At 58.3% G+C, this 24547-nt stretch carries 27 protein-coding genes; 26 read left to right on the forward strand and 1 reads right to left on the reverse strand.

From position 1 onward, the window contains the following. Positions 1-256 precede the first annotated feature (256 nt). From trpE to GXP70_RS11860, 19 genes are all read left to right on the forward strand, one after another. Positions 257-1807: an anthranilate synthase component I gene (trpE, locus tag GXP70_RS11770; protein WP_162356853.1), complete on the forward strand. Its 1551-nt coding sequence runs from the start codon at positions 257-259 to the stop codon at positions 1805-1807. A gap of 15 nt (positions 1808-1822) precedes the next feature. Further along, positions 1823-2866, forward strand: coding sequence for an anthranilate phosphoribosyltransferase (trpD, locus tag GXP70_RS11775; RefSeq protein WP_404822356.1), 1044 nt, complete (start codon positions 1823-1825; stop codon positions 2864-2866). Then, the gene (gene trpC, locus GXP70_RS11780; RefSeq protein WP_162356856.1) at positions 2856-3650 is read left to right on the forward strand and encodes an indole-3-glycerol phosphate synthase TrpC; all 795 of its coding nucleotides are present in this window, start codon (positions 2856-2858) and stop codon (positions 3648-3650) included. The genes trpD and trpC overlap by 11 nt, the downstream gene beginning before the upstream one ends. Then, entirely contained in the window at positions 3650-4348 is a 699-nt protein-coding gene (locus GXP70_RS11785; RefSeq protein WP_192043448.1) for a phosphoribosylanthranilate isomerase, read from the forward strand. Before trpC ends, GXP70_RS11785 begins: the two co-directional genes overlap by 1 nt. After that, positions 4345-5538, forward strand: coding sequence for a tryptophan synthase subunit beta (gene trpB, locus GXP70_RS11790; protein WP_192043449.1), 1194 nt, complete (start codon positions 4345-4347; stop codon positions 5536-5538). Before GXP70_RS11785 ends, trpB begins: the two co-directional genes overlap by 4 nt. 4 nt (positions 5539-5542) lie before the next feature. After that, entirely contained in the window at positions 5543-6364 is an 822-nt protein-coding gene (gene trpA / locus GXP70_RS11795; protein WP_162356858.1) for a tryptophan synthase subunit alpha, read from the forward strand. A gap of 215 nt (positions 6365-6579) precedes the next feature. Next, positions 6580-7677 (forward strand): histidinol-phosphate transaminase, encoded by a 1098-nt coding sequence (hisC, locus tag GXP70_RS11800; protein ID WP_162356859.1) that lies wholly within the window; start codon positions 6580-6582, stop codon positions 7675-7677. Positions 7678-7681: 4 nt separating this feature from the next. Then, the gene (locus tag GXP70_RS11805; RefSeq protein WP_162356861.1) at positions 7682-8773 is read left to right on the forward strand and encodes a prephenate dehydrogenase; all 1092 of its coding nucleotides are present in this window, start codon (positions 7682-7684) and stop codon (positions 8771-8773) included. 455 nt (positions 8774-9228) lie between these two features. After that, positions 9229-9825, forward strand: a complete 597-nt coding sequence (locus tag GXP70_RS11810) for an RNA polymerase sigma factor (protein ID WP_162356863.1) — start codon at positions 9229-9231, stop codon at positions 9823-9825. Continuing rightward, entirely contained in the window at positions 9822-10424 is a 603-nt protein-coding gene (locus tag GXP70_RS11815) for an anti-sigma factor (RefSeq protein ID WP_162356865.1), read from the forward strand. The genes GXP70_RS11810 and GXP70_RS11815 overlap by 4 nt, the downstream gene beginning before the upstream one ends. Before the next feature lie 75 nt (positions 10425-10499). Further along, complete coding sequence (locus GXP70_RS11820; RefSeq protein ID WP_162356866.1) at positions 10500-11090, forward strand: histidine phosphatase family protein; 591 nt, start codon at positions 10500-10502, stop codon at positions 11088-11090. 149 nt (positions 11091-11239) lie between these two features. Then, complete coding sequence (locus tag GXP70_RS11825; protein ID WP_162356868.1) at positions 11240-12487, forward strand: hypothetical protein; 1248 nt, start codon at positions 11240-11242, stop codon at positions 12485-12487. A gap of 334 nt (positions 12488-12821) precedes the next feature. Beyond that, positions 12822-13004: an IDEAL domain-containing protein gene (locus GXP70_RS11830; protein ID WP_162356870.1), complete on the forward strand. Its 183-nt coding sequence runs from the start codon at positions 12822-12824 to the stop codon at positions 13002-13004. Between the two features lie 208 nt (positions 13005-13212). Continuing rightward, a complete protein-coding gene (locus tag GXP70_RS11835; RefSeq protein WP_162356872.1) occupies positions 13213-13632 on the forward strand; it encodes a DUF2487 family protein in 420 nt (139 codons plus the stop codon). A gap of 253 nt (positions 13633-13885) precedes the next feature. Beyond that, positions 13886-14413, forward strand: a complete 528-nt coding sequence (locus GXP70_RS11840) for a Rieske (2Fe-2S) protein (protein WP_162356873.1) — start codon at positions 13886-13888, stop codon at positions 14411-14413. Between the two features lie 17 nt (positions 14414-14430). Beyond that, positions 14431-15102 carry a menaquinol-cytochrome c reductase cytochrome b subunit gene (qcrB, locus tag GXP70_RS11845; protein ID WP_090637800.1) on the forward strand — a complete coding sequence of 224 codons (672 nt, stop codon included), beginning with the start codon at positions 14431-14433 and terminating at the stop codon, positions 15100-15102. A 22-nt stretch (positions 15103-15124) separates the two neighbouring features. After that, entirely contained in the window at positions 15125-16015 is an 891-nt protein-coding gene (locus GXP70_RS11850) for a menaquinol-cytochrome c reductase cytochrome b/c subunit (protein WP_162356875.1), read from the forward strand. Between the two features lie 141 nt (positions 16016-16156). Then, complete coding sequence (locus GXP70_RS11855; protein WP_162356877.1) at positions 16157-16798, forward strand: DUF1405 domain-containing protein; 642 nt, start codon at positions 16157-16159, stop codon at positions 16796-16798. Between the two features lie 42 nt (positions 16799-16840). Continuing rightward, a complete protein-coding gene (locus tag GXP70_RS11860) occupies positions 16841-17755 on the forward strand; it encodes a sporulation protein YpjB (protein WP_162356879.1) in 915 nt (304 codons plus the stop codon). Between the two features lie 36 nt (positions 17756-17791). Here GXP70_RS11860 and GXP70_RS11865 read toward each other — a convergent pair whose 3' ends face one another. Continuing rightward, positions 17792-18637: a YitT family protein gene (locus GXP70_RS11865; RefSeq protein ID WP_162360443.1), complete on the reverse strand. Its 846-nt coding sequence runs from the start codon at positions 18635-18637 to the stop codon at positions 17792-17794. A gap of 171 nt (positions 18638-18808) precedes the next feature. Between GXP70_RS11865 and GXP70_RS11870 the strand changes: the two genes are divergently transcribed. From GXP70_RS11870 to GXP70_RS11900, 7 genes are all read left to right on the forward strand, one after another. Beyond that, positions 18809-19144 (forward strand): nucleotide pyrophosphohydrolase, encoded by a 336-nt coding sequence (locus GXP70_RS11870; RefSeq protein ID WP_225442769.1) that lies wholly within the window; start codon positions 18809-18811, stop codon positions 19142-19144. Positions 19145-19198: 54 nt separating this feature from the next. Then, a complete protein-coding gene (locus tag GXP70_RS11875) occupies positions 19199-19750 on the forward strand; it encodes a tetratricopeptide repeat protein (protein WP_162356883.1) in 552 nt (183 codons plus the stop codon). A gap of 5 nt (positions 19751-19755) precedes the next feature. Beyond that, on the forward strand, positions 19756-20565 hold the full coding sequence (gene dapB, locus GXP70_RS11880) for a 4-hydroxy-tetrahydrodipicolinate reductase (protein WP_162356885.1): 810 nt from the start codon (positions 19756-19758) through the stop codon (positions 20563-20565). A 109-nt stretch (positions 20566-20674) separates the two neighbouring features. Continuing rightward, positions 20675-21049, forward strand: a complete 375-nt coding sequence (gene mgsA, locus GXP70_RS11885) for a methylglyoxal synthase (RefSeq protein ID WP_263864129.1) — start codon at positions 20675-20677, stop codon at positions 21047-21049. Beyond that, the gene (gene bshB1 / locus GXP70_RS11890) at positions 21049-21747 is read left to right on the forward strand and encodes a bacillithiol biosynthesis deacetylase BshB1 (protein WP_162356889.1); all 699 of its coding nucleotides are present in this window, start codon (positions 21049-21051) and stop codon (positions 21745-21747) included. Before mgsA ends, bshB1 begins: the two co-directional genes overlap by 1 nt. Positions 21748-21829: 82 nt before the next feature. After that, on the forward strand, positions 21830-22990 hold the full coding sequence (gene bshA, locus GXP70_RS11895; RefSeq protein ID WP_162356891.1) for an N-acetyl-alpha-D-glucosaminyl L-malate synthase BshA: 1161 nt from the start codon (positions 21830-21832) through the stop codon (positions 22988-22990). Positions 22991-23050: 60 nt separating this feature from the next. Continuing rightward, positions 23051-24532 carry a CCA tRNA nucleotidyltransferase gene (locus GXP70_RS11900; RefSeq protein ID WP_162356892.1) on the forward strand — a complete coding sequence of 494 codons (1482 nt, stop codon included), beginning with the start codon at positions 23051-23053 and terminating at the stop codon, positions 24530-24532. The last annotated feature ends 15 nt before the right edge of the window (positions 24533-24547 follow it).

A 24547-nucleotide genomic window follows, 5' to 3' on the forward strand; every position in this document is an offset into this window, starting at 1 on the left:
TTGTATAGTTAATAGCATATTCATGGAGTAGCCGAGTAGAGACGAGCAGCAGTACCTTAGTTAGAAGAGATGAGCCGAGCTGAGATGAGTACAGGTTTAGCGTGCAACGAGCAGAGAGGTTACAGTATGCAGCGGTTTTTCCCTGCGCACTGTTATTTTCCCTATCGTTCATACTCATTTTTCATCTTCTAACTTAACGTGCTCCTGCTGCGGCAGGAGCTTTTTTAATATCCGCACGGAGAGGGAGAGATGACGTATGAACCAAGAACTGCAAACCATTATCCGGCAAGCCGGCACGTATAACCTGATTCCGATCGTACGCAACGTAATGGCGGATACCGAAACGCCGATCCGCATCTTCCAGCATTTCTATCGCGAACGCCGCGCATTCCTGCTGGAAAGCGTGGAGGGCGGGGTCAAATGGGCCCGTTATTCCTTCATCGGCACGGATCCGTTCATGCTCATCCATGGCAAGAACGGCGAAATGATCATCGAGCAGAACGGCCAGACGAAGGTGCTGCGCGAGCGGCCGATCGAGCTGCTGAAGGCGCATCTGCGTTCGTTCCGCAGCCCGGCCGTAACGGATCTGCCTCCTTTCACAGGCGGCGCAATCGGGTTCTTCGGTTACGACCTGCTGCAATATTACGAGAAACTGCCCGCCCATCGCATCGACGATCTGCAAATGAACGACCTGCAGTTCATGTTCTGCGACCAGATCATCGCCTTCGATCACTTCAAGCAGCAGGTGCAGGTGATCGGCAACGTTCATATCCCGGAAGGCGCGACTGATGCGGACATCCAGGAATCCTACGAGCGGACGCTCCGCAAGATCGAAGCGACGATCGAGCGGCTGCAGCAGCCGACGCCGACGACGCTCATGGCGGGCGGCAGCATTCCGGCCGATCCGGAGCTCGGCGAGATTTCCTCCAACCTGACGAAAGAACAGTTCCTCGATAACGTCGAGAAGTCGAAAGCCTACATTCGCGCGGGCGACATTTTCCAGGTGGTGCTGTCGCAGCGCTTCAGCATCGATACGGACGTCGATCCGCTGCATGTATACCGCGTCCTGCGGACGATGAATCCGTCCCCGTACATGTATTATCTGAAAATGGACGACGAGGTGATCGTCGGCACGTCGCCGGAGGCGCTCGTCAAGGTCGACGGCGAACGCGTCGAGACGCGTCCGATCGCGGGCACGCGGCCGCGAGGCAAGACGCCGGAGCAGGACTTGGCGCTCGAGAAAGAGCTGCTGGCCGACGAGAAGGAGCGCGCCGAGCATCTGATGCTGGTCGACCTCGGCCGCAACGATATCGGCCGCGTCTCGGAATTCGGTTCCGTACGCTGCGACGCGTATATGGAGATCGAGCGTTATTCCCACGTCATGCATATCGTGTCCAACGTGTCGGGCAAACTGCGCCCGGACAAAGATTTCTTCGATGCCTTCGTTTCGTGCCTGCCGGCGGGCACCGTATCGGGCGCGCCGAAGCTGCGGGCGATGGAGATCATCGCGGAGCTGGAGAACGAAGCGCGCGGCGCTTACGCCGGCGCGATCGGCTATCTCGGGTTCGGCGGCAGCCTGAACACCTGCATCACGATCCGGACGATGATCTTCAAGAACGGCAAAGCGTACGTACAGTCCGGCGCGGGCATCGTCTGGGACTCCGTTCCGGAGAACGAGTACACGGAAACCGTGAACAAAGCGATGGCGCTGCTCAAGGCGGTGCGCGTGGCGGAAGCCGCTTTTGCCCAGCCCGAGCGGGGAAGCAGCATGATTAACATGGACTACTATGCGGAAGTGAAGGGGTGAGCGGCGATGACGGTTATGAACGAAACCTTAACGATGCAGCAGGCGCTCAATAAGCTGATCGGCGGCGAGAGCCTGTCCCGGGAAGAAGCGCGAGGCGTCATGGATATCATCATGAAAGGCGAGGCGACCGGCGCCCAAATCGGCGGCGTCGCTACCGCGCTTCGCATGAAAGGCGAGACGCGGGACGAAATCACCGGGTTCGCCGAGGCGATGCGCTCGCACTCCAACCAGGTCATGACCGAGAGCAGCGGTCTGCTGGATACATGCGGAACGGGCGGATCGGGCATTCATAAATTCAATATCTCGACCGCTTCGGCGATCATCGCCTCCGCGGCCGGCGTTCGGGTCGCCAAGCACGGCAACCGCGCCATGTCCGGCAAATCCGGAAGCGCGGACACGCTGGAAGCGCTCGGCGTCAATATTTCGCTGACGGCGGAGCAGGCTTCGCGCTGCCTGGATGCCATCGGCATCTGCTTCATGTTCGCGCAGTTGTATCACCCGTCGCTGAAGCATGCCGCCGGACCTCGCCGCGAGCTGGGCGTGCGGACGATCTTCAACATGCTCGGACCGTTGACGAATCCGGCCGGCGCGGACCGGCAGCTGCTCGGCATCTACGACCGCGCGAAGACGGAGACGATCGCCTCCGTTCTCGGCGATCTGGGCTTGAAGCGCGCGATGGTCGTCAGCAGCCATGACGGCTTGGACGAAATCAGCATCTCGTCGCCGACGCAAATTTCCGAACTCAGCGACGGCGGCGTGCATACGTACACCCTGGCGCCGGAAGATCTGGGACTGCGCACGCATGCGCTGTCCGAAATCATCGGCGGAGATTCCGCGGTGAACGCGCGAATTATCCGTTCCATCTTCGAAGGGCGCGAATTCGGCGCCTACCGGGACATCGTGCTTGCCAACGCCGGTGCCTGCATCTTCGTCGGCGGAGCGGCGGCATCGCTTCGCGAAGGCGTGGAAGCGGCCGGTACGATAATCGATTCGGGCTTGGCCGCGGCGAAGCTGCGCCAGCTGATCGAAACGACAGGAGAGTTGAGCCATGTTTCTTGATAAGATCGTAGCCACGAAGAATAGAGAAGTCGACCAGCTGGCCGAGCGCTTCTCGTTGCCGGACGCCGAACGCCGGATCGCGGAGCTTCCGCCATGCCGCGGCTTCGAGCGCGCGCTGGCCGGACGGACGAACCGCCCGGTCGGCTTGATCGCCGAGGTCAAGAAGGCCTCGCCTTCCAAAGGGCTGATCCGCGCGGATTTCGATCCCGTCCGCTTGGCGCAGACGTACGAGCAAGCCGGGGCGGACTGCCTCTCCGTCTTGACCGACGAGGATTATTTCCAAGGCAGCAACGCCTACTTGACCGCCGTATCGGAAGCGGTGAAGCTGCCGCTCCTGCGGAAGGATTTCACGGTCGACTACCGCCAAATCTACGAGGCCCGTTTGATCGGCGCGGATGCGATTCTGCTGATCGCCGCCATTCTGCGTCCGTCCAAGCTTGGCGAATTTTACGATATCGCCAAATCGATCGGGCTCGACGTGCTGGTCGAGGTGCATAACGAGGAAGAAATGCAGGATGCGCTCGGCCTCGGCAAAGCGACGCTGGTCGGCATCAATAACCGGAACCTGCATACGTTCGTGACGGACCTGCACACGACGGAGCGGCTGATCGGGGCCGTTCCGGCAGGCGTAACGGTCATCAGCGAAAGCTCGATCGCGACGCCGGAGGATATCGCCTTCGTACGGGCATGCGGAGCGAAAGGCGTCCTCGTCGGCGAATCGCTCATGCGTCAGCCGGATGTCGGCGCCGCGGTCGAGCAATTGATGGGACCGGTGAACCGATAATGCGTCCGATCGATGGCGGCAGCGGCGGTGCAGGCTTGACGCGCGTCAAAATTTGCGGGCTGCGCGATACGGCCACGATCCAAGCGATGGATGGCTTGCCGGTGCACGAAATTGGTTTCATGTTCGCGAAGAGCCGCCGTCAGGTCGCTCCGGCGCTCGCGGCGGAGCTGATCGCGGAAGTCCGCAAGCTTCGCAGCCGCGACGGCAGCGCAATGCGCGCGGTCGGCGTGTTCGTTAACCCGACGATGGATGAGCTGCGCGAGACGCTGCAGACGGCTCCGCTGGATGTCGTACAGCTGCATGGCGAAGAGAGCCCCGCGTTCTGCGAAGACGTTCGGCGTACGTTCGGCACGGCGGTATGGAAAGTGTTCTCCGTCACGGAAGACCATGCCGCAGCGGATGATTCGGACGGGCCTGCCCGACTGGAAGCCTATCGCGGCTGCGTCGATGCGTTCCTGATCGATACGGCCGGCGGCGGCACCGGAAGGACGTTCGCGTGGCATGCGATCGACCGGTACAAGTCGGCGGCGGCCGGCATGCCGCTCTACGTGGCAGGAGGCTTGCATCCCGATAACGTGGCGGAGTTGCTGAGCCGGTATTCGCCCGATGGCGTCGACGTTTCGAGCGGCGTGGAGACGGATGGCGCGAAGGATCGAACGAAAATCAGATTATTTGCGGAAAGGGTGCAAGGATTATGAGTCAAGTCCCGGATCAAAACGGGCGCTTCGGCAAATTCGGCGGACGTTACGTACCCGAGACGCTGATGAACGCGCTGATCGAATTGGAGGAAGCGTACGCGCATTTCTCGAAAGACCCCGAATTTATCGCGGAAGTCCGTTATTTATTGACCAAATATTCCGGCCGTCCGACGTCGCTCTACTACGCGCAGCGGCTGTCCGAGCATCTCGGCGGAGCGAAAATCTACTTGAAGCGCGAAGACTTGAACCATACCGGCGCGCACAAGATCAACAATGCGATCGGTCAGGGCGTGCTTGCCAAGCGGATGGGCAAGAAGAAGATCATCGCCGAAACCGGCGCAGGCCAGCATGGCGTCGCTTCCGCGACGGTCGCGGCGCTTCTGGGACTGGAATGCAAAGTGTTCATGGGCGAAGAGGATACGAGGCGGCAGGAGCTGAACGTATTCCGCATGAACCTGCTCGGCGCCGAAGTCGTTCCGGTCACGTCCGGCACGCGCACGCTGAAAGACGCCTGCAACGAGACGCTTCGCTACTGGGTCAGCAACGTGAACGATACGTACTACATTCTCGGATCCGCGACGGGTCCGCACCCGTACCCGATGATGGTTCGCGATTTCCAGCGCATTATCGGCGACGAGTCGAGAGAACAGATCCTGAAGGAAGCCGGCCGGCTGCCGGACTACATCGTGGCCGCGGTCGGCGGCGGCAGCAACGCCATCGGCATGTTCTATCCGTTCATCGGCGATGAAGCCGTGAAGCTGATCGGCGTCGAAGCGGCGGGACGCGGCGTCGATACCGACGAGCATGCGGCGACGATGACCAAAGGCCGCCACGGCGTCTTCCAGGGCGCGCTCAGCTATGTCCTGCAGGACGAATTCGGTCAAGTGCTGCCGGCGCATTCCATTTCCGCGGGGCTGGACTACCCGGGCATCGGACCGGAGCATTCGTATTTGAAAGATACGGAGCGCGCGACGTACGTACCGATTACGGACGCGGAAGCGCTCGAAGCGCTGCAGCTGCTGTCCCGTACGGAAGGCATCATACCGGCGCTGGAATCCGCGCATGCCATCGCGCAAGTGATGAAGCTCGCGCCGACGCTCGGCAGCGACGAGATCATCGTCGTCAGCCTGTCCGGCCGCGGCGACAAGGACGTTCAGGCGATCATGGGCTATCTGGAAGGAGGCATGTAACCGGATGAGCATTCAACGCAATGACATCGATGCCGCTTTCCGGCGGCTCCGGGAAGAAGGGCGCACGGCCCTCATTCCGTTCATTACGGTCGGCGATCCCGATTTGGCTGCGACTGTCGACATTATCGCGGCGCTGGAAGAAGCCGGCGCGGATATGATCGAGCTCGGCGTGCCGTATTCGGATCCGCTTGCCGACGGTCCCGTCATTCAGCGGGCGTCCGAACGCGCGCTGGCCAATGCCCGCGTCACGCTTGCCGACGTCATCGAGGTCGCGGCGCAATCGCGCGCGGCCGGCGTGCAGCTGCCGTTCATTCTGTTCTCGTACTATAATCCGATTTTGCAATTCGGCCTTGACCGGTTCTTCGGTCTTGTCGCGTCCAAGGGCATCAGCGGCATGATCGTTCCGGATCTGCCGATCGAGGAGGACGCCGAGCTGCGCGAGATGGCCGAAGCGGCGGGCATTCATCTCATTCCGCTCGTCGCGCCGACGTCGAACGACCGCGTGAAGCGCATCGCCGAGAAAGCGCGCGGCTTCGTCTACTGCGTCTCATCGCTGGGCGTAACCGGCGTCCGCGCCGACTTCCACCAGGGCATCGACGAGTTCCTGACGACCGTCCGCGGAGCGACGGATACGCCGATCGCGGTCGGCTTCGGCATTTCGAGCCGCGAGCAGGTGGAACGGTTCGGCAAGCAGGCGGACGGCGTCATCGTCGGCAGCGCCATCGTGCGCAAGATCGAGGAGGTCGTGCCGCTGCTGCAAGCGTCCGAAACGAAGCGGGAAGGGCTTGCGCAAATCCGCGCGTTCGTCAGCGGATTGAAAGGTTAAGCACGACCGGATTGCGCTTGACGCGATGAAACCTTCGGCAGCAGAGGCTGCCGGAGGTTTTTTTACATCCGCCTGGACAGCCGAGGTTACTGCTGCGCGTAAAAGCTTAAAAGCGGCAATGAAATATCGGGCAAACTCTTTCAAATACGGTCGACATATGAGACAATGTTGAAACGAACATTGAGCAATAAACCCATTATTCTGAGGTGATCCTTGTGCAACCGAAGCAAAGCATCGTCAGCCTGCCTGTATACCAGCCGGGCAAACCGATCGAAGAAGTCAAACGCGAGTTGGGCCTGAAAGAAGTCATTAAACTGGCATCGAACGAGAATCCGTTCGGGGCGTCCGAGCGCGCGAAAGAAGCGATTCAACGCGAATTAGAGAACATTAGCATATATCCGGACAGTTTCAGCACGGACCTGGCCGCCGCCGTGGCCGCCCGCTTGGGAATCGAGCGGAACCAGCTGGTCTTCGGCGCAGGCTCGGACGAAGTGATTTTGATGCTGGCCCGCGCGTTCCTGTCCCCTGGCGACGAGACGATCATGGCGGACGAGACGTTCCCGCAATACCGCCACAATGCGGTCGTCGAAGGCGCGACGGTCATCGAAGTGCCGCTCCGGGACGGCACGCACGACCTGGATGCGATGCTGGCCCGAGTAACGGACCGGACGAAAATCATCTGGGTCTGCAACCCGAACAACCCGACCGGCACGATCGTCCGCCATGCGGAGCTGGAAGCGTTCATCCGCCAAGTGCCCGCGAACGTTATCGTGGCGCTGGACGAGGCGTATATCGAGTACGTCAAGGACGAGGCGTTCCCGGACAGCCTGGCGCTTATGCGCGAATTCAAGAACGTCATCCTGCTGCGTACGTTCTCCAAGGCGTACGGCCTGGCTTCGCTCCGGATCGGCTACGGCGCGGGGCATCCGGACCTGATCCGCATGGTCGGCCAAGTGCGCGAGCCGTTCAACACGACGCGCATGGCGCAAGCGGCCGCCGTCGCATCGCTGGCGGACGCGGAGTTCCTGGCAATGTGCGCCAATCGCAACGCCGAGGGCAAAGCGTATATGTGCCGGCATTTCGACCGTCTCGGCCTGCATTATTTCGAGGCGCACGGCAACTTCATCATGGTGGACGTCAAGCTTCCGTCCGGACAAGCGTTCGACGGCCTGCTGCGCAAAGGCGTCATCTCGCGCGCGAATTGGACGCATTACCCGACCTACATCCGAATTACGATCGGCAGCCAGGAGCAGAACGAAGCGTTCATCGCGGCACTGGAGTCCGTACTGACAGAAGCGGCGGTGCTGGATTAATATTATGACGAAAATTGCGATATTCGGCGTCGGCTTGATCGGCGGCTCGCTCGCGCTCTGCTTCAAAGGCAAGCCGGGCATTACCGTCGTCGGTCATTCCATCCGCGAATCTTCCGCAGCCAAGTACCTCGAGCGGGGCGTCGTCGATCACGCGACGACGTCTCTTCGCGAGGCGGCCGAAGGCGCGGATTTTATTTTTCTATGCGTTCCCGTAGGCTCGCTTGCCTCGTACGTGCACGATCTGAGTCAGCTTGATCTGAAGCCCGGCTGCATCATTACCGACGTCGGCAGCACGAAAGCGTCGGTCGCCGCATGCGCCCGGGAAGCCCGATTCGGCAGCGCGGTCTTCATCGGCGGACATCCGATGGCCGGCTCAGAGCGTTCCGGCGTCGAAGCGGCCTCCTTGTATCTGTTCGAGAACGCGTTCTACGTGCTGACGCCTGACCCGGGGACGCCGCAGCGCTACGTCGATAAATTGACGGAGCTGCTGGCTTATACCAAAGCGCACATCGTTCACGTGCATCCCGAAGAGCATGACGAAATCGTCGGCGCGATCAGCCATCTGCCGCATATCATCGCGGTTGCGCTCGTCAATCTCGTGCGCGGCTACAATCAGGGCAATTCGCTGTACAGCCAGCTGGCCGCAGGCGGCTTCCGGGACATTACCCGGATCGCGTCCGGCGATCCCGTCGTATGGCGCGACATTCTCGTCAATAACCGGGACGTGCTGCTGAAGCTGCTGAAGGACTGGCAGTCGGGCATGGACGCATTCGTCGGCATGCTGGAAAGCGAGAACGGCGAAGCCGTCGAGACGGCGTTCGAGCAAGCCGGCGCGTTCCGCAGCCAGATGCCGGAGCGCCGCAAAGGGATGATCCATTCGATCTACGAATGCTACATCGACGTGCCGGACCATCCGGGGATTATCGGGAAAGTGGCGACCGAGCTCGGGAACAGCGCCATCAATTTGAGCAACATTCACATCATCGAGAGCAGGGAAGACGTGCCCGGCGTGCTCCGGCTCAGCTTCAGGAAGCAGGATGATCTGGACCGCGCCATCGAGCGGCTGGGAGAAATCGGATACGCGGTTCATTTTTAAAAAGCATCGTCAACAATTTGAAAACGCTTATTGACAAAATGAAAACGTATACATATAATAAAAGTACAGTATGGTTTCTCTCCACTCCTATCCAAATCCATCGCAGAGTTTTGCGGGGCCGCCTTTTTAGGCGGTCTTTTTTTTGTGCTTATGGAAACCTTTCGGTGCATTTCTGCGTCGGTACGTGTGGGAGCCTGACGTCCGCGCCCGTTATTTAGTAAAATATTTATCCCGCTGATGATTCGCCCATGATACAATCAGTGTAGATTATGTAAAAAAGTGGACATGGGTAAATGTCGAAATAAGCAGGATTTTCGTATTGCTTCACGAATTATTTTATGTTGGATAGAGCGAGGAACATTTTTTAGATGATCGCGCAACTTTTTACTCTCGTTCCGGTACAATGTATAAACCGGATGCGGGAGCACTCCTAAGGCCAAGGAGGGTCGCCCGCGATGACGGATTCCCAGCTTATACGCGAAATCAAAGATGGAAACATACAGCTGTATTCGGAGTTGATGCGGCGGTACCAACGTAAAATCCTTGCCTTTATCTTCCATATGTTGAAGAGCGCCAAGCTCGAACTGCTGGCAGAGGATTTATGCTCGGAAACCTTTTACAAGGCATATCGCAGTCTTCACTCCTTCAGGGAAGTCGATGCTTCCTTTTCAACTTGGCTGTATACGATCGCAAGAAATACGGTGCTGAGCGAGCTTCGCAAGCAGAAAGCGGGCAATGTTTCGTTCGACGAGGTCGGCTTCGTGCCGGTCGCGCCGCCGGAAGCCGTTCCCGAACAGCGTCTGCTTCAAAACGAACGGATGACAATGGTTCGCGAAGCGATCAACAGCTTGCCGGAGAAGCAGCGTTCCGCGCTTATTTTACGTGAATACGACCAATTGGATTATCAGGAAATCGCCAATATTCTCGGTCAAACCGTAAGCTCCGTGAAATCGCTCTTGTTCCGCGCGCGCAGCAGTGTGAAGGTTCAGCTGGAACCGTATTTTGGCGAATCGCCTATGCTGGAAGAGTACGAGGGGATGAAAATGCGATGAACTGCCAGGATGTGCAGCAATCTTTCGGTGCTTATTGGGACTTGACCGAAGAGGACGGCGAACGCAAACGAGTGGATGAACATCTCCGAACTTGCGATGCGTGCAGGGAGGAGTTTCGTATATGGGAAGAAAGCGAGCAGCTGATTCGGATCTTCTCGGAGGATGCCGACGAGATCGGACCGCTCGATCACGTGAATCACGGCGTCATGGACCGCATCTATGCGGAGCAGTCTTGGCTTATGCCGATCCCGAACCGAAGCTATCAATTCTCGAAGACGTTTCGCCGGAACGTGACGGCGATCATAGCATGCTGTCTGGCGATGTTCGTCGTAGGCTTGTTCTATGTCGTCACGGGCAATCACGATCCGTCTTCGGCCGAAGTGGCGAAGCTGACCGGTCTGATCGAGACGGCGAACGCGTCGAGCGACGATAGCGTCATCAGCGCTTCCTTCTACGCCGACGTGCCTGTCGCCAGTATAAGCGATCCGATCGTCTTGAATATCGTGCCGACGGTTCCGCAATATTATGTTGCGTTGTCGCTGCTAGGCATTATCATGACGCTGCTGATCTTGAACTGGTTCTCGCGAACGAGGCATTGACGCTTACATAACATTGCACGCAGCAAGACTTCAGCGTCCCTGCTGGAAATTCTCTTTCGAAAGAAGGTCGCCCAATTGCGGATCGGACTCATTCGCCATGGCCAGACGGAATGGAATGAACTTGGCAAAATACAAGGTCAAACGGATATCCCGCTTAATGCGGAAGGGTTCCGTCAGGCACGGGCGCTGGCGCATCGCCTGCGCCATGAGCCGATGAAGTGGGATGCGGTCGTCTCGAGCGACCTTCAGCGCGCCAAACAAACCGCGGATGTGCTCGCCGACGCGCTCGGCATTCCGGTGCTGTCGCCGGATACGCGCTTGCGCGAACGGTTCTACGGCGAAGTGGAGGGAACGACGGCGGAGGAGCGGCTGGCCAAATGGGGCGCCGATTGGAAGAAGCGCGACAGCGGCCAAGAGAACGACAAGCAGCTTCGGGAGCGGGCGCTGTCCTTCGTCGAAGATGCAGCCGGAGCGAACCCGAACCGCAATCTGCTCGTCGTGACGCACGGCAGCCTGCTCGCGCAGCTGCTGCAGGCGATGTGCGCCGAATGGAGCGACAAGCCGATCAACAATTTGTCCTTCTCCATACTGGAGCGGGCAGGCGCGGGATGGGCGCCGATTCTCCACAATTGCACGCTGCACCTGGAGCAGCTTCATCAACAATGAGCACTCGTCCGAAACCGAATACGCACGAAGCCGTTATTCTTGCATCGATGCAAGGATAACGGCTTTTTTCATAGGCGATGTTATAAAAATCGCCAATGTTCCCATAATGATAGTAATCCTTCAAGAGGGCCGGGAACGGAGGGCAGCATATGAAATTAGCGGATATGCTCAGCTATGCGGACATCGGTCAGCTGAGCCGTATTGCATCGACCTATCAATGCGAGTGCAATGGGAATTCGAAGAACGAGCTCATTCAGTCGATCCTGTCGACGGTGAATCGCAGGGAAGTGTTTGAAGCGCAGATCGGCGCGTTGAAGCTCGAGGATCTGAGGTTTATGAATTCGCTTCTGTTCGATGCGCGGGATGCGTTCAGCTTGGAGGAACTTGTCGCGAGAGTGCAGCAGAGCAAGTTCGGCAATGCCGAGGCGCAGCAAGGCGCATCGGCGGAGAAGCGGGCGGAAGAGACGGCAACCGCGGCGCCAGCGGGCAAGAAGCCGGCCGCCAAGGCGTCGGCTGCCAAACGAACCGCCAAATCGAAGGCGGCGAAAGAACGGCCGGAACCCGAAAGCGGCCCGCGCGAAACGATTTCGCGCTTCAAGCAGTACGGCTGGCTGTTCAACGGCTATGCCGGACCCGAGCGGTACTTGTTTCAAGTGCCGAGCGATCTGAAGGAAAGGTTCAAGCAGTCGATGGAGCGAAGGCTGACGTCGGAGGTCGTGTACGCCGACGAGGAGCCGCACGCTTACCGCGACGAGCAAATGCTGATGGGCGAGGACGTCTCGCAGCTGCTCACGTTTCTTCATCTTCATGAGGTTCCGCTGGCTTCGGACGGCACGATGTACAAACGCACGGTGCTTCAACTCCTCGAGCTGTTCGGCGTCAAGGAATCGCTGCCAGGCAAGGGCGAATGGCGTTTCGGCTACGGCCGCAAAATCAAGGACTATCCTAACCGCCTCTCGCTCATTTACGACTATTGCTACTATCAAGGATGGATTGCCGAATACGACGAGCGGCTGGAGCTGACGTCCTCGGGCAAGGAACGACAAGCGCTGCGGACGACGGAGGGAACGGACAAGCTGTACCGGTTCTGGCTGCGGCTCTATAAAGGCCCGGTTCCGAATATCCGCTCGCTCGTGCATTGGATCGACAAGCTCGGCGTCCGCTGGGTCAAGTCGGAAACGGTTATGCGCACGCTTACGCCGTACGTGAAGCCGTTCTACTACGATCAGCCGGAGACGATTCTCGAGCAGCGCTTGATCGGCATGATGATGCACTTGGGCTTGCTGCGGATCGGAGATCACGCCGAGCACGGGCAGGTCATCCGCATGACGCCGCTCGGGAGGACGGTCGTCGCGGGAATGAGTCTCGACGACGAAGCGATCGTCTTGAACAGCTGACGGGTGGCCGGCTTGCAAGTCGCGTCGCTTCTATGAACGCCGGGCTCGATGGATGAGCTCCGCAGCCGGCTCGTCTTGGGCAGCCGCACATTCCGTGCATAGCGGGCCAACGCACTGCGCTTCTTCTAGAAGGCTGAATATAATTTACTAGATCCGTTTCACTCTATTCGTGAACACAACTTGGACCCACCTATATGCTTTCGCTTATTCGCCAGCGGGAGTCGTCGGCAAGCACAGTAGACGATTGGCATGGAGAAACGAAGACGATCTGGAAGCAAGTGGCGTAAGGAAAGGAATATAGGATCTCTTAAACGCTCAGTTGGAGGTGTATCCTATGGACAAAATGAAAGTATCTTATGAAGTGCTGCTCGGACTTGCCGCGGAAATGCTCTTGGATGAGGCTGTGCTCAAGTTTCGGACGGATAAGCTTTACGCCGCGATCGACACGGCGCTTGCCTCCGGCGACAAGGATACCTTTCAGCGGCTGACCGACGAACTGAAGTCGCTGCACGTCTAGCGGCTCGGGCGGGCGGTCGGCGCAAGCCGATGGTTGTCAACGATATCGGACGGTTCATACTGCCAGGACGACGGGGGAGACTCCGCTCGCCTTGGCATTTTTACTGCGCGCGTTTTTTTCTTCAATAAAGTAGCGTTCCGTGTGGTATATTAATAGAATGAATTTTGGTACATATACACATGCTAATGACTGGAGGAACGACAGACGCATGAAATTCAGTGAATTATCCGCGGAACAATGGGCGGAGCTGCAGCCCTATCTGGATACGGCGCTGCTGCCGGTAACGGGACTGACGGGAGCGGAAATGCCGCATGAAGCGACGAAGCAGCTCGAACGGCTCCGCGACGTGCTGGATACGATCGAGCTCCCGTTCAAAGGCAGGGTCGTGACTTATCCGGCCGTGCAGTACGGCGAATGGACGCCGGAGACGATTCGGCAGCTGCAGTCCGTAAGCGGCAATCTCCGTTCGGTCGGCTTCAAATACGTCGTGCTCGCATCGGCGATCCCGCTGCCGGGCACCGGGGAAACGGGCGCCGATCTTGTCGTTTGTCCGGACGCGGACAAGCAGCTGCCCGAGGCGGCCGAGGTGAACGAAGCCGTTCGCAAGCTATGGCTCGGGCGGGCGTAACAAACGCGCGGAAGCCGGCGAGGATTTGCATAAGGTGACAGCCGATGGGGAAAAACAAATTCCAGACAAGGTCAATTGTGACAAAATGATAACAAATGTCAAATCCCATTTTGAACTGTCCAGCAAATTGTTTGCCATATTCTTGACGCTCCAAATCACCTAGGCTATTATAAGTAATGTCCTAGTTCATCGTATGTTTTGCCTTCTCCGGCAGAACACAAGATATGGCTCAGCAAAGGGGGTAGAACAGAAGATGAGTAACCATGAACACGAAAACTCGCACGGTCCTGCGAAACGCAGCGGAATGTCCCGGCGGCAATTTTTGTCGTATACGCTCGGCGGCGCAGGCGCTTTCATGGCAGCGGGCATGACACTTCCGATGATCCGCTTCGCGGTTGATCCGATTTTGCAGAAAAAAGAAGCCGGCACATGGATTAAAGTTGTCGAGGAAACGAAGCTTACTAACGAACCGCAAGAATTCAAATTTAAAATCCACCAGGTGGACGGTTGGTATGTAAGCGATCCGGAATTGACCGCTTGGATTTCCAAAGATGACAAGGGCAAGGCGTTCGCGCTTTCGCCGGTATGCAAGCATCTTGGCTGTACGATCGGCTGGAACACGGAGAAGAACGAAGAATACGTTTGCCCGTGTCACGGTGCGCATTATACCAAGGACGGCAAGAACTTGGTCGTTGCACCGAAACCTTTGGACGAGTATGACCTTAAGATTGAAAGCGGTTGGGTGTATCTCGGCCCGATCAAAGCCAATACACGGGTATAAGGAGGCGTAACAATCAGATGATGAAAGGCATTTACAACTGGATCGATGAGCGTCTAGATATTACGCCGATGTGGAGGGACGTTGCGGATCACGAAGTACCTGAACACGTTAACCCTGCGCATCACTTCTCGGCATTCGTGTATTGCTTTGGCGGATTGACGTTTTTCATCACGGTAATTCAAATTCTGTCGGGGATGTTCCTGACGATGTACTTCGTGCCGGATATCATCAATGCTTACAAGAGCGTTGACTTCCTGCAGCACAAAGTAGCATTCGGCGGCATCGTGCGCGGCATGCACCACTGGGGCGCGAGTCTCGTAATCGTAATGATGTTCCTTCACACCCTTCGCGTATTCTTCACGGGTTCCTACAAAGCGCCTCGTGAAATGAACTGGGTTGTCGGCATGCTGATTTTCTTCATCATGCTCGGTCTCGGCTTCACGGGCTACCTGCTTCCATGGGATAACAAAGCCTACTTCGCGACGAAGGTCGGTATTCAAATTGCCGAATCGGTGCCTTGGATCGGTACATACATCAAAGAACTGATGCAAGGCGGCGAGATCGTCGGCGCCGAGACGTTGACCCGTTTCTTCGCGATTCACGTCTTCTTCCTGCCAGGCGCGCTCCTTGCGCTTCTAGCGGCTCACTTCTTTATGATCCGGAAACAAGGTATTTCGGGCCCACTATAAGCCGAAAGGAGGCATTTTGCGAATGGCACACGGCCACAAATCGAACGAAAAAGTCGTATTCGTCGGTGACTCGCGGGTTCGTAAAAAAGCGGCTTCCGGTCCGTCGATTCCGCCTGACTATTCTGCATACCCAGGCAAATCGGAAGCGTTCATTCCGAACTTCCTGCTTAAAGAATGGATGGTTGGCGTCGTCGTTCTCGTCGGGTTCCTCGTACTGACGATTTCGGAACCGGCTCCGCTCGGCTATCCGGCCGACCCAACGAATGCGTCGTTTATTCCGATGCCGGACTGGTACTTCCTGTTCCTGTATCAATTCCTTAAATTGCAATACGTGTCCGGCAGCTACGTCGTGCTCGGCACGGTAGGCGTTCCGGGCATCGCGTTCGGCGCGCTGCTGCTTGCACCGTTCCTCGATACGGGCAAAGAGCGCCGTTTCTACAGACGTCCGATTACGTCGATCCTGATGTTCATGTCGCTGATCTCCGTGTTCTACCTGACGAAGCAGTCCTGGGATCACTACCAGCACGAGCTGAAGATCACGAACTCGATTCCGGAGCAAATTACCCGGGAAGAGAAGGCGCGCGAAGCGGCCGAGAAAGCGAAAGCTTCCGGTCAGCCTGCCGGACAGCCGGCGGCGGAAATTCCGCTTGTCGATCCTAAAGACCCTGTCGTAGGCACGATCATTCAAAACAAAGCGCAGTGCGTTGCGTGTCACGGCGCGGATCTCAAAGGCAACGAGTCCGGCGGCATTCCGTCCTTCCATGGCATCGGCGACGAATTCACCAAAGAAGAGCTCGTCGATATCGTGACGAACGGCAAGAACAACATGCCTGCCTTTAAAGACAAGTTGACTGCCGAAGAGATCGACCAATTGACGACTTGGCTGGCGAAACAAAAAGCGCCCGCAAAATAAGCAATCGCTCCAAGAAAAACCTGATCGCATTGACGATCAGGTTTTTTCTAAATACAAGCCGTTAATCTTGTATCGTTACCGCTGCCTATCCATTAGCTGCAGTCGACCATTCTTACTGCTATCCGTCTTAGGAGGTTAAACATGAAAGCGGTCGCTCTTACGTGGAAACGCGATCTTCTGATGCATCGACCGGTGTTGTGGCTGCTATTGATCGTGAATGCGCTGGGCACCTTCTACGGTTATATCTGGTATGGAACGCAAATGGCCTACACCGTCGAGACGCAATCGGCGTGGCAGGTCATCTTCGTTCCCGACAGTCCCACGGCGAGCCTGTTCTTCACGTTATCGCTTGTATTTCTGCTGTTTCCCCGTCTGATCAAGCCTACGATGGCGGGCATTGCCGTTCGTTCGATCATCGAAGCGCTGGGCGTCGTCACCTCGATTAAGTACGGCATTTGGGCCGTGACCATGATCATGGCGAGCGGCGCGCAGGGCGACCATCTGGTATGGGAGCATTACATGCTGACGGTTTCCCATCTCGGCATGGCGATCGAGGCGATTCTGTTCGCGCGCTATATGGTATTCGGACGGTTCGCGGCGTTCCTGGCGCTCGTCTGGCTGCTGCTGAACGATACGGTGGACTATACGTTCTTCGTGTTTCCATGGCTTCCGGACGTCCTGGAGAACGATTTGTCCGCCATCCAGTCGTTTACGATGGGCTTGTCGGTGTTCAGTTTGCTGATCACGTGGCTGATGATCGCTTTCCGCAAGGTGAAGGTCTAAGTTTGGACATCCCTCCATACGATGATAGGGGGAGGGATGTCCATGAAGGCATCATCGATGGCAGCGCTGGCGTGCTTCGTCGTTATGCTTGTACTTACTGCCGGCTGCGGCTTGGCCACCAAGCCTGACACCGCAGCCTTGAATACGGTTGCCGGAGCAGCGGCGCAGGCCTCGAATACGGCTGACCTGGAGCGGTTAAGCGGCTGGTCCGATGCCTTGTATGCGGCGGCCAACAACTCCAATCGGCAGGAAGCCTACCTCTTATTGCAGCGCATCGAGGGACTTGCCCAAGCGAAGAACGTCCGCGGCACCGGCACGCCGGCTGGATGGCATGCGTTCGATCTTAGCGTGCAGGCAGCGAAGAAGGCGATGCCCGTCAAAGGGACGGCGGCGCTGTGGTATACCGAAGCCGCCAGATTGAAGCTGGCGAGCGATGCCGTATTCCGTCCGGAATCGCCGTTATGGCTGCAATACGAAGAGGTGCTTCGGGATGACGCCCAGCGGATTCTCGTCTCCTGGCAATCGCTGATCGAGGATCGGGGGATGGCTGCGGAAGCGGCGATCGGCGTCTATGGCGAGCATCTCGAGCGGCTGGAAGTCGCGGCGCTCATGCAGCGGGACGCAGGCGCCATCGAGGCGGTCCGGGATCGCCTTGATTATATCAAGGAGGTCGTAAGAGCGGCGGAATCCGGGCAGTCGCAGTCCAAAGCCGTCATTACCGCGCTGGACAGCTTGAATGCCTCCGCAAGCGCCTTGTTCAGGGATCCGAGCCTGGAAGGCGAAGCGGCCTTGACGGAAGCACTGCCGCCGGATATGACGATCGGGATGCAGCGGAAAAGCGCGATGCAGGTGGCGGAGCTCTTCATCGCCGCTTTCGTGATGGGCGTGCTCGGCTATGCCGGATGGCGCAAATACCGCGGCAGCCAGGATGCAGGCATCCCGTTCAAGCGCAAATAATAGCATAACAAGAAGAATAACCGGCCCGCGGGCCGGTTATTCTTCTTTGAAGCCTTCGCCAAGGACGTCGTGCACGTCGTTGATGACGATGAAGGCGCGCGGATCGATTCGGCGTACGATCGACTTCAACATCCGGACCTCGTGACGGGCGACGATGCAGTAGACGACTTGCTTCGCCTTCCCGGAGAAGGCGCCCTTCGCCGGGAACAGCGTGACGCCGCGCTCCATTTCAGTCGTAATGGTGCGTCCGATTTCGTCGCCGCGTTCCGTGACGATGGAGAATTCCTTGGCTGCGTAGGCGCCTTCCTGAATGAAGTCGATCAGCTTCGAGGCGATGAAGACGGCGACCAGCGTGTACAGCACTTTCTCTTTGGGGATATAGAGCAGCGACAAGCCGATGATGACGATATCGAGGGTCAAGATGACCTGTCCCATGCTCCAGCCCTTCAATTTCGAAGCGATGCGCGCGACGATGTCCACGCCGCCTGTCGTGCCGCCGAAGCGGAACACGATGCCGAGACCGGCTCCGAGCGTGACGCCGGCATAGAGGACGGCCAGTATGTAGTCGTTGGACGTCCGGAACGGTTCGATCCAGCCGAGCGCGATCAGCTTCTCCATCAGCGCGAGGAAGACCGAAAGCGAGACCGCGCCGAATACCGAATAGCCGATATGGGCTTTGCCGAGAATGCGCCAGCCGATGATGAAGAGGGGAATGTTGAGCACGAGCGTCGAGATGGACAGCGGCCAGCCGAGCGCGTAATTGAGCAGAATGGCGATGCCGGTGACGCCGCCTTCCATGAGCTGATTCGGGAGAAGGAAGTAGTGAAGGCCGAAGGCGTAAATCGCGGTTCCCAGCATGACGGGAAGCATGGTGCGGAGCATTTGCAAGCCGGTCGTTTTCAAAGCGGAACGGCCTCCTTTCGTGTCGTCGGAACGTTATGAGAGCTTTCCTATAGTATGGCTGTTTGCGCGGAAAGTCAAAAGCATTGTTTTCAGAAACGGTTTGATATAACATATGAAGGGAAACCTCAAGCAAAAGGAGGGGCGGAAGCAGTGTCGCAAAAGTCGCTCGCGGACATACAAAAAGAGGTCGACGCCTACATAGGACAGTTTAAAGAAGGTTATTTCAGCCCGCTCTCGATGCTTGCCCGCATGAGCGAGGAGGTCGGCGAGCTTGCCCGCGAAGTGAACCATCGCTATGGCGAGAAGCCGAAGAAATCGGACGAGGCGGACAATTCCATCGAAATGGAGCTGGGCGATATTCTGTTTATCGTCGTATGCTTCGCGAATTCGCTGGGCATCGATCTGACCGAAGCGCATGATCGGGTCATGGAGAAGTTCAATACGCGGGATGCGAACCGCTGGACGAGAAAAAACGTCGAACCGTAATCCCTGTTCCTACATATGCTGTACCATCAACCTGTGTACAAGGAGGATGGGCGGATGGACGTAGAGAGCAGGATCAAAAAAGCTTACGAAGCCATCCTTGCCGGCGATTACGAACAGGCGATCGGACGGTTCGAGGAAGCGATCGCATTGGAACCGGACAACGGAGCGGTCTATTATAAATGCTCGATTACCTGCGCGCGCAGCGGCAAATGGCAGAAGGCGCTGCAGTACGCCGAACAGGCCGTGCAGCTGGACGGGGAACACGAGGAGTACGTGTATCACCTGCAGACGGTCAAAGCGAAAGCGATGGTCAGCGACGCGGAGCAGCTGTTGTCGCAGTCGCCTTCGCCCGCGCACACGGAGCATGCCTTGTCGATGCTGATCGAGGCTTCGCGCATGGATCCGCTGAACATGGAGGCGCTGCTGCTGCTCGGCTCCGTCTACGGATCGCTGCGAAGATACGACGAAGGCGCCGCTTACGCGCGGGAAGCCGTCAGGCTGGATCCGGAGCATGCCGCGGCGAAGCGGCTGTACATGGAGCTGAAGCGGAAGAGCAGAGCGCTGCGAGCGTACGGTCAGCGAAGCAAACGGAAAAGGAACAGGTGAACACAATGTCGGCAGAACAAATTCGAGTGGCAGTCCTTGGGGCTAACGGCCGCATGGGGCGCGAGGTCGTCAAAATGGTGCTTCAGGACGAAGGTCTGACGCTGGCGGCGGCGGTCAGCCGATCCGCTGCGGGCGCGGTCGACGCGGGAACGCTGGTCGGCCTTGCGCCTTGCGGCGTTGCGGTACAAGCTGATTTGGAAAGCGCGCTTAAGGATGCGAACGCGGACGTCATGGTCGATTTTACCGTACCGCATGCGGCGTACGGCAACGCGCTCATCTCGATCGCGTACGGCGTTCGTCCGATCATGGGCGTGACCGGCCTGACGACGGAGCAGATGGAAGAGCTGGACAAGCTGTGTCAACAGAAAGGCATCGGGGGGCTGGTTGCGCCGAACTTCTCCATCGGGGCGATCCTCATGATGAAGTTTGCCGCAGAAGCGGCCAAGTATATGCCGCATGTCGAAATTATCGAATATCACGGCGACCAGAAGCTGGATGCGCCGTCGGGTACGTCGATCAAGACGGCCGAATTGATCTCGGAAGCGCGTCAGGAGCTGCGTCAAGGCAATCCGAACGAGAAAGAAACCATCGAGGGCGCCCGCGGCGGGTATTATAACGGGTTTCGCATACATAGCGTAAGGCTGCCGGGGGTGTTCGCCCAGCAGGAAGTCGTATTCGGCGGGCACGGGCAGACGTTGAAGATCCGTCACGATTCCTACGAACGCGCGGGCTACATGCCGGGCGTAAGCGTAGCATGCAAGAAAGCGATGACCTATACGGGACTTATTTATGGTTTTGAACATGTGATGGACTAGCCGTCCGCGTACGGAGAAAGTCGATTCTATAGAAGCTTGCGGATGTCAGGAGAGGAGTGCGGCGAGGTTGAACATCGCGTTTATTGCACATGATCGAAAGAAAGATGAAATGGTGAACTTCGTTACGGCCTACGAGCATGTATTCGAGGGCCATAACTTGTATTCAACCGGCACGACCGGCATGAGAATCATGGAAAGCACGAAACTGAAGATCCACCGGTTCATGTCCGGTCCGCTCGGAGGAGACCAGCAGATCGGCGCGCTCGTGGCGCAGAACGAAATGGACTTGATTATTTTCCTGCGCGATCCGCTGATGGCGCAGCCGCATGAACCGGACATTATCGCCTTGCTTCGCCTGTGCGATGTACAAGGCATTCCGGTCGCGACGAACGTGGCGACGGGCGAGCTACTCGTCCGGGCGCTGCAGCGCGGCGATTTTGCATGGCGGGAGCTCGTGCATAAATACAAGCCGGGTGAAGCGTAATGACGGCCGCCGTCGATTTCCTGGCGTTCGGCGCCCATCCCGACGATGTCGAAATCGGCATGGGCGGTACGATCGCCAAGCATACGGCGCAGGGGTACAAAGTCGCGATCTGCGATCTGACCGCGGCCGAAATGTCCTCGAACGGCACCGTGGAGACGAGGCGGCAGGAAGCCGCCGAAGCTTCCGCGGTGCTTGGCTTATCGCACCGTTCCGTGCTGGGCCTGCCCGACCGGGGACTGACCGGTTCCGCGGAACAGCTGAGCGCGATCGTCGGCGAGATTCGCCGGCTGCGGCCGCGCATCGTATTCGCGCCGTACTGGAGCGACCGTCACCCCGATCATGTCGCGTGCAGCAAGCTGATCGAGGAAGCGGCGTTCAATGCGAAGCTCCGCAATTATATGCCTGAGCTGCCGCCGGTTCAGGTCGAACAGGTATACTTCTATTTCATTAACGACAGCGGCGAGGTAAACCTGATTACGGATATCAGCGATCAGATCGGCACGAAGCTTGCCGCGCTGCAAGCGTACCGTTCCCAGTTCGCGCCGCCCGCTCCCGGCGAAGACCGCGTGCGGACGCCGCTGACCGACCGCTACGTCCAACGGGTGGAAGCGCGGGACATGCTGCTCGGCCAAACGCGCGGCTGGGCGTACGCCGAAGGGTTTGCCCTTCGCCGTCCGCATGCGGTTACGTTATTTTAACATTGCGCGGTACAACGGCTGCGTGCAAAGCCGCACGGAAGCCGCATAGGCATAGATAGGGATCGAACAGGAGGTGCAGCGCATGACCAGAAGATTGAAAATCGGCATTACGTGCTACCCTACGCTCGGAGGCTCGGGCGTCGTGGCGACAGAGCTCGGGAAGCTGCTGGCGGAGAAAGGGCATGAAATTCATTTTATTACCCACAGCGTCCCTTTCAGGCTGGGGCAGTTCCAGAAAAATATTTTTTATCATGAAGTGGAAGTCAACGATTATTACGTTTTCCGTTATCCGCCTTACGATTTATCGCTCGCCAGCAAAATGGCGCAGGTCGTCAAGATGCAGCAGCTGGACATTCTTCATGTGCATTATGCGGTGCCGCATGCGGTGTGCGCCTACTTGGCCAAAGAGATGGTCGGCGACAACCTGCGCACGGTAACGACGCTGCACGGCACCGACATAACGGTGCTGGCGCAGGACGAGTCGCTCAAAGACCTGATCCGGATGGGGATTAACAAAAGCGATGCCGTTACGGCGGTGTCCAAGGATCTGATCCGCGAAACGAGAGAGTTGCTCGATATCGACAAGCCGATCGAGCTGACGTATAACTTTGTCGACAAACGGGTGTACTTCCCGCGCGAATGCAGCTCGCTCCGGAGCGATTTCGCTTCGAAGGACGAGAAGATTCTCATGCACATCTCGAACTTCAGGCCGGTCAAGCGCCTGCATGACGTCGTCGACATATTCGCCAAGGTCGCGCGGGAAATTCCGAGCCGGCTGCTGCTCGTCGGCGAAGGCCCCGATCTGCCGAAAGTGCAGCAGTGGATCCGTCAGCTGGGCCTGGAGGATCGCGTGCACTTCCTTGGCAAACAAGACGACGTCGCGCAAGTCATCTCCATCGCCGACGCGATGCTGCTTCCTTCGGAGAAGGAAAGCTTCGGCCTCGTCGCGCTGGAAGCGATGGCATGCGGCGTTCCGACGATTGGGTCCATGGCCGGCGGCATCCCCGAGCTCGTTACCCACGGAGAAACGGGGTTCCTGTCGCCGATCGGCGATACGGAGGACATGGCCTATCACGCGATCAAGCTGCTGAGCAACGATGCGCTATATCAGCAAGTGCGCGAAGCTTGCTTGAACCGGGCGCGCCGACAGTTCTGCAACGATCTGATCACGGCCGAATACGAGCGGATCTACTATCGGACGCTCGGCATCGAAGCCGATATTCCGGAGCCGGTCTGCGAATGACGCGAGCGGCGCGCGTATAACAACGAATCGAACGAATCGAATGATAAAGGAGGGAGGGCCATGTCGATGAGCGAAGCGCTGACGAAGGCGCTCCCTTTGCTCTACGCCCTGGAGCGGCGCGGCTATGAAACGGTCTTCGTCGGCGGCTGCGTCCGCGACACGCTGCTCGGGAAGCCGCTGAAGGACATCGATATTGCAACGGCCGCCTTGCCGGAGCAGGTAATAGCGGTGTTCCCGCAGACGATTCCGACCGGCTTGCAGCACGGGACGGTAACGGTCGTGCAGGAGAAGGAAACATACGAAGTGACGACGTTTCGAACGGAGTCGGCCTACGAACGGTTCCGCCGTCCGGCGCAAGTCGAGTTCGTGACGGCGTTGGACGAGGATTTACGGCGAAGAGATTTCACGATCAACAGCATGGCCATGCGTTCCGACGGCGCGATCGTCGATCCGTTCGGCGGGCAAGACGATCTCCGGCGAAGACGGCTGCGCTGCGTCGGCGACGCCGATGCGAGGCTGCAGGAGGACGCGCTTCGGATCGTGCGGGCAGTGCGGTTCGCCGCGGCTTATGACCTGCGCATCGCGCCGATGACGTGGCGGGCGATTATCCGTTATCGCGAACGCTTGGTTCATATCGCGATGGAGCGGGTAGGCCTCGAGCTCGATAAAATGATCGCCGGCAGCCGCCCGAACCGGGCGGCTGCGCTGCTTGCTTCAAGCGGCATGCTGGCATGGACGAAGGAGCGTCTGCCGGCCGCCATGCTTGACGCCGCCGAAGCTTATGCGAAGGCCAAGGCCGTCCGCCGGCACGCAGCGATAGCCGAGTCTCCCTTAGCTGTGGCATCCGCAGGTACGGGGGCGGCGGCGTCTGCCGGCCGGCGGATGGCGCTTATCGCCCGGACGATGCGGCGTCTGCATCTGATCACGGACAGCGAGGATCGATGGGCCGCAGTGTGCGCGGCGCTGTCGCTGCGCGGCGGACAAGCTTCCGAACTGTTCGGGCTGTTGAAATACTCGTCGCAGCGAAGCGCGAGGCTCGCGGCGATTATGGGCCTCCATGAAGCGATGTCGCTGCGTCTGTTATCCCATACAGATGCAGCTGACGCCGCCCGTGATGTGATGATTGCCGAAGAAACGGGTATTGATAGTAGAACGGACGAGCCGGAGCTGCGAGCGCATTGGCGCTTGTCCGTGCTCAAGCACGGCAAGCCTGCCGCAGCGGGCTGGCTTGCCGTCGTCGGCGCGATTCCCGAATTGGCGTTCGGGACAGCCGGCATCGGCGAGCGGGTTTCTTCGGCGGAAGCCAAGCTGAATCGGCTTCGGGAATCGCTGCAAACGATGCCCGCCTGCTCGGTCAAGGAGCTTGCCGTCAAGGGCAAGGATCTGCTGAGCTTGGCCGGGAAGCCTTCGGGCCCCTGGCTCGGAGCACTGCTGCAGCGCCTGCTCGAGGCGGCGGCGCTCGGCAGGGTGCCGAACGAGCGCGAGTCGCTGCTTGCCGAAGCGGCGGCGCTGCTGCAAACGAAAGAACGAGAAATCGAATGACGCTACGTATCGAGG

The organism is Paenibacillus lycopersici (assembly GCF_010119935.1).
Lineage (GTDB): Bacteria > Bacillota > Bacilli > Paenibacillales > Paenibacillaceae > Paenibacillus_Z > Paenibacillus_Z lycopersici.

What these genes read in the sequence shown, in the direction of transcription:
- trpE (WP_162356853.1), top strand. Translation starts at nt 257, where the DNA reads ATGAACCAAGAACTGCAAACCATTATCCGGCAAGCCGGCACGTATAAC.
- trpD (WP_404822356.1), top strand. Translation starts at nt 1,823, where the DNA reads ATGAACGAAACCTTAACGATGCAGCAGGCGCTCAATAAGCTGATCGGC.
- trpC (WP_162356856.1), top strand. Translation starts at nt 2,856, where the DNA reads ATGTTTCTTGATAAGATCGTAGCCACGAAGAATAGAGAAGTCGACCAG.
- GXP70_RS11785 (WP_192043448.1), top strand. Translation starts at nt 3,650, where the DNA reads ATGCGTCCGATCGATGGCGGCAGCGGCGGTGCAGGCTTGACGCGCGTC.
- trpB (WP_192043449.1), top strand. Translation starts at nt 4,345, where the DNA reads ATGAGTCAAGTCCCGGATCAAAACGGGCGCTTCGGCAAATTCGGCGGA.
- trpA (WP_162356858.1), top strand. Translation starts at nt 5,543, where the DNA reads ATGAGCATTCAACGCAATGACATCGATGCCGCTTTCCGGCGGCTCCGG.
- GXP70_RS11805 (WP_162356861.1), top strand. Translation starts at nt 7,682, where the DNA reads ATGACGAAAATTGCGATATTCGGCGTCGGCTTGATCGGCGGCTCGCTC.
- GXP70_RS11810 (WP_162356863.1), top strand. Translation starts at nt 9,229, where the DNA reads ATGACGGATTCCCAGCTTATACGCGAAATCAAAGATGGAAACATACAG.
- GXP70_RS11815 (WP_162356865.1), top strand. Translation starts at nt 9,822, where the DNA reads ATGAACTGCCAGGATGTGCAGCAATCTTTCGGTGCTTATTGGGACTTG.
- GXP70_RS11825 (WP_162356868.1), top strand. Translation starts at nt 11,240, where the DNA reads ATGAAATTAGCGGATATGCTCAGCTATGCGGACATCGGTCAGCTGAGC.
- GXP70_RS11830 (WP_162356870.1), top strand. Translation starts at nt 12,822, where the DNA reads ATGGACAAAATGAAAGTATCTTATGAAGTGCTGCTCGGACTTGCCGCG.
- GXP70_RS11835 (WP_162356872.1), top strand. Translation starts at nt 13,213, where the DNA reads ATGAAATTCAGTGAATTATCCGCGGAACAATGGGCGGAGCTGCAGCCC.
- GXP70_RS11840 (WP_162356873.1), top strand. Translation starts at nt 13,886, where the DNA reads ATGAGTAACCATGAACACGAAAACTCGCACGGTCCTGCGAAACGCAGC.
- qcrB (WP_090637800.1), top strand. Translation starts at nt 14,431, where the DNA reads ATGATGAAAGGCATTTACAACTGGATCGATGAGCGTCTAGATATTACG.
- GXP70_RS11850 (WP_162356875.1), top strand. Translation starts at nt 15,125, where the DNA reads ATGGCACACGGCCACAAATCGAACGAAAAAGTCGTATTCGTCGGTGAC.
- GXP70_RS11855 (WP_162356877.1), top strand. Translation starts at nt 16,157, where the DNA reads ATGAAAGCGGTCGCTCTTACGTGGAAACGCGATCTTCTGATGCATCGA.
- GXP70_RS11860 (WP_162356879.1), top strand. Translation starts at nt 16,841, where the DNA reads ATGAAGGCATCATCGATGGCAGCGCTGGCGTGCTTCGTCGTTATGCTT.
- GXP70_RS11865 (WP_162360443.1), bottom strand. Translation starts at nt 18,637, where the DNA reads ATGCTCCGCACCATGCTTCCCGTCATGCTGGGAACCGCGATTTACGCC.
- GXP70_RS11875 (WP_162356883.1), top strand. Translation starts at nt 19,199, where the DNA reads ATGGACGTAGAGAGCAGGATCAAAAAAGCTTACGAAGCCATCCTTGCC.
- dapB (WP_162356885.1), top strand. Translation starts at nt 19,756, where the DNA reads ATGTCGGCAGAACAAATTCGAGTGGCAGTCCTTGGGGCTAACGGCCGC.
- mgsA (WP_263864129.1), top strand. Translation starts at nt 20,675, where the DNA reads ATGGTGAACTTCGTTACGGCCTACGAGCATGTATTCGAGGGCCATAAC.
- bshB1 (WP_162356889.1), top strand. Translation starts at nt 21,049, where the DNA reads ATGACGGCCGCCGTCGATTTCCTGGCGTTCGGCGCCCATCCCGACGAT.
- bshA (WP_162356891.1), top strand. Translation starts at nt 21,830, where the DNA reads ATGACCAGAAGATTGAAAATCGGCATTACGTGCTACCCTACGCTCGGA.
- GXP70_RS11900 (WP_162356892.1), top strand. Translation starts at nt 23,051, where the DNA reads ATGTCGATGAGCGAAGCGCTGACGAAGGCGCTCCCTTTGCTCTACGCC.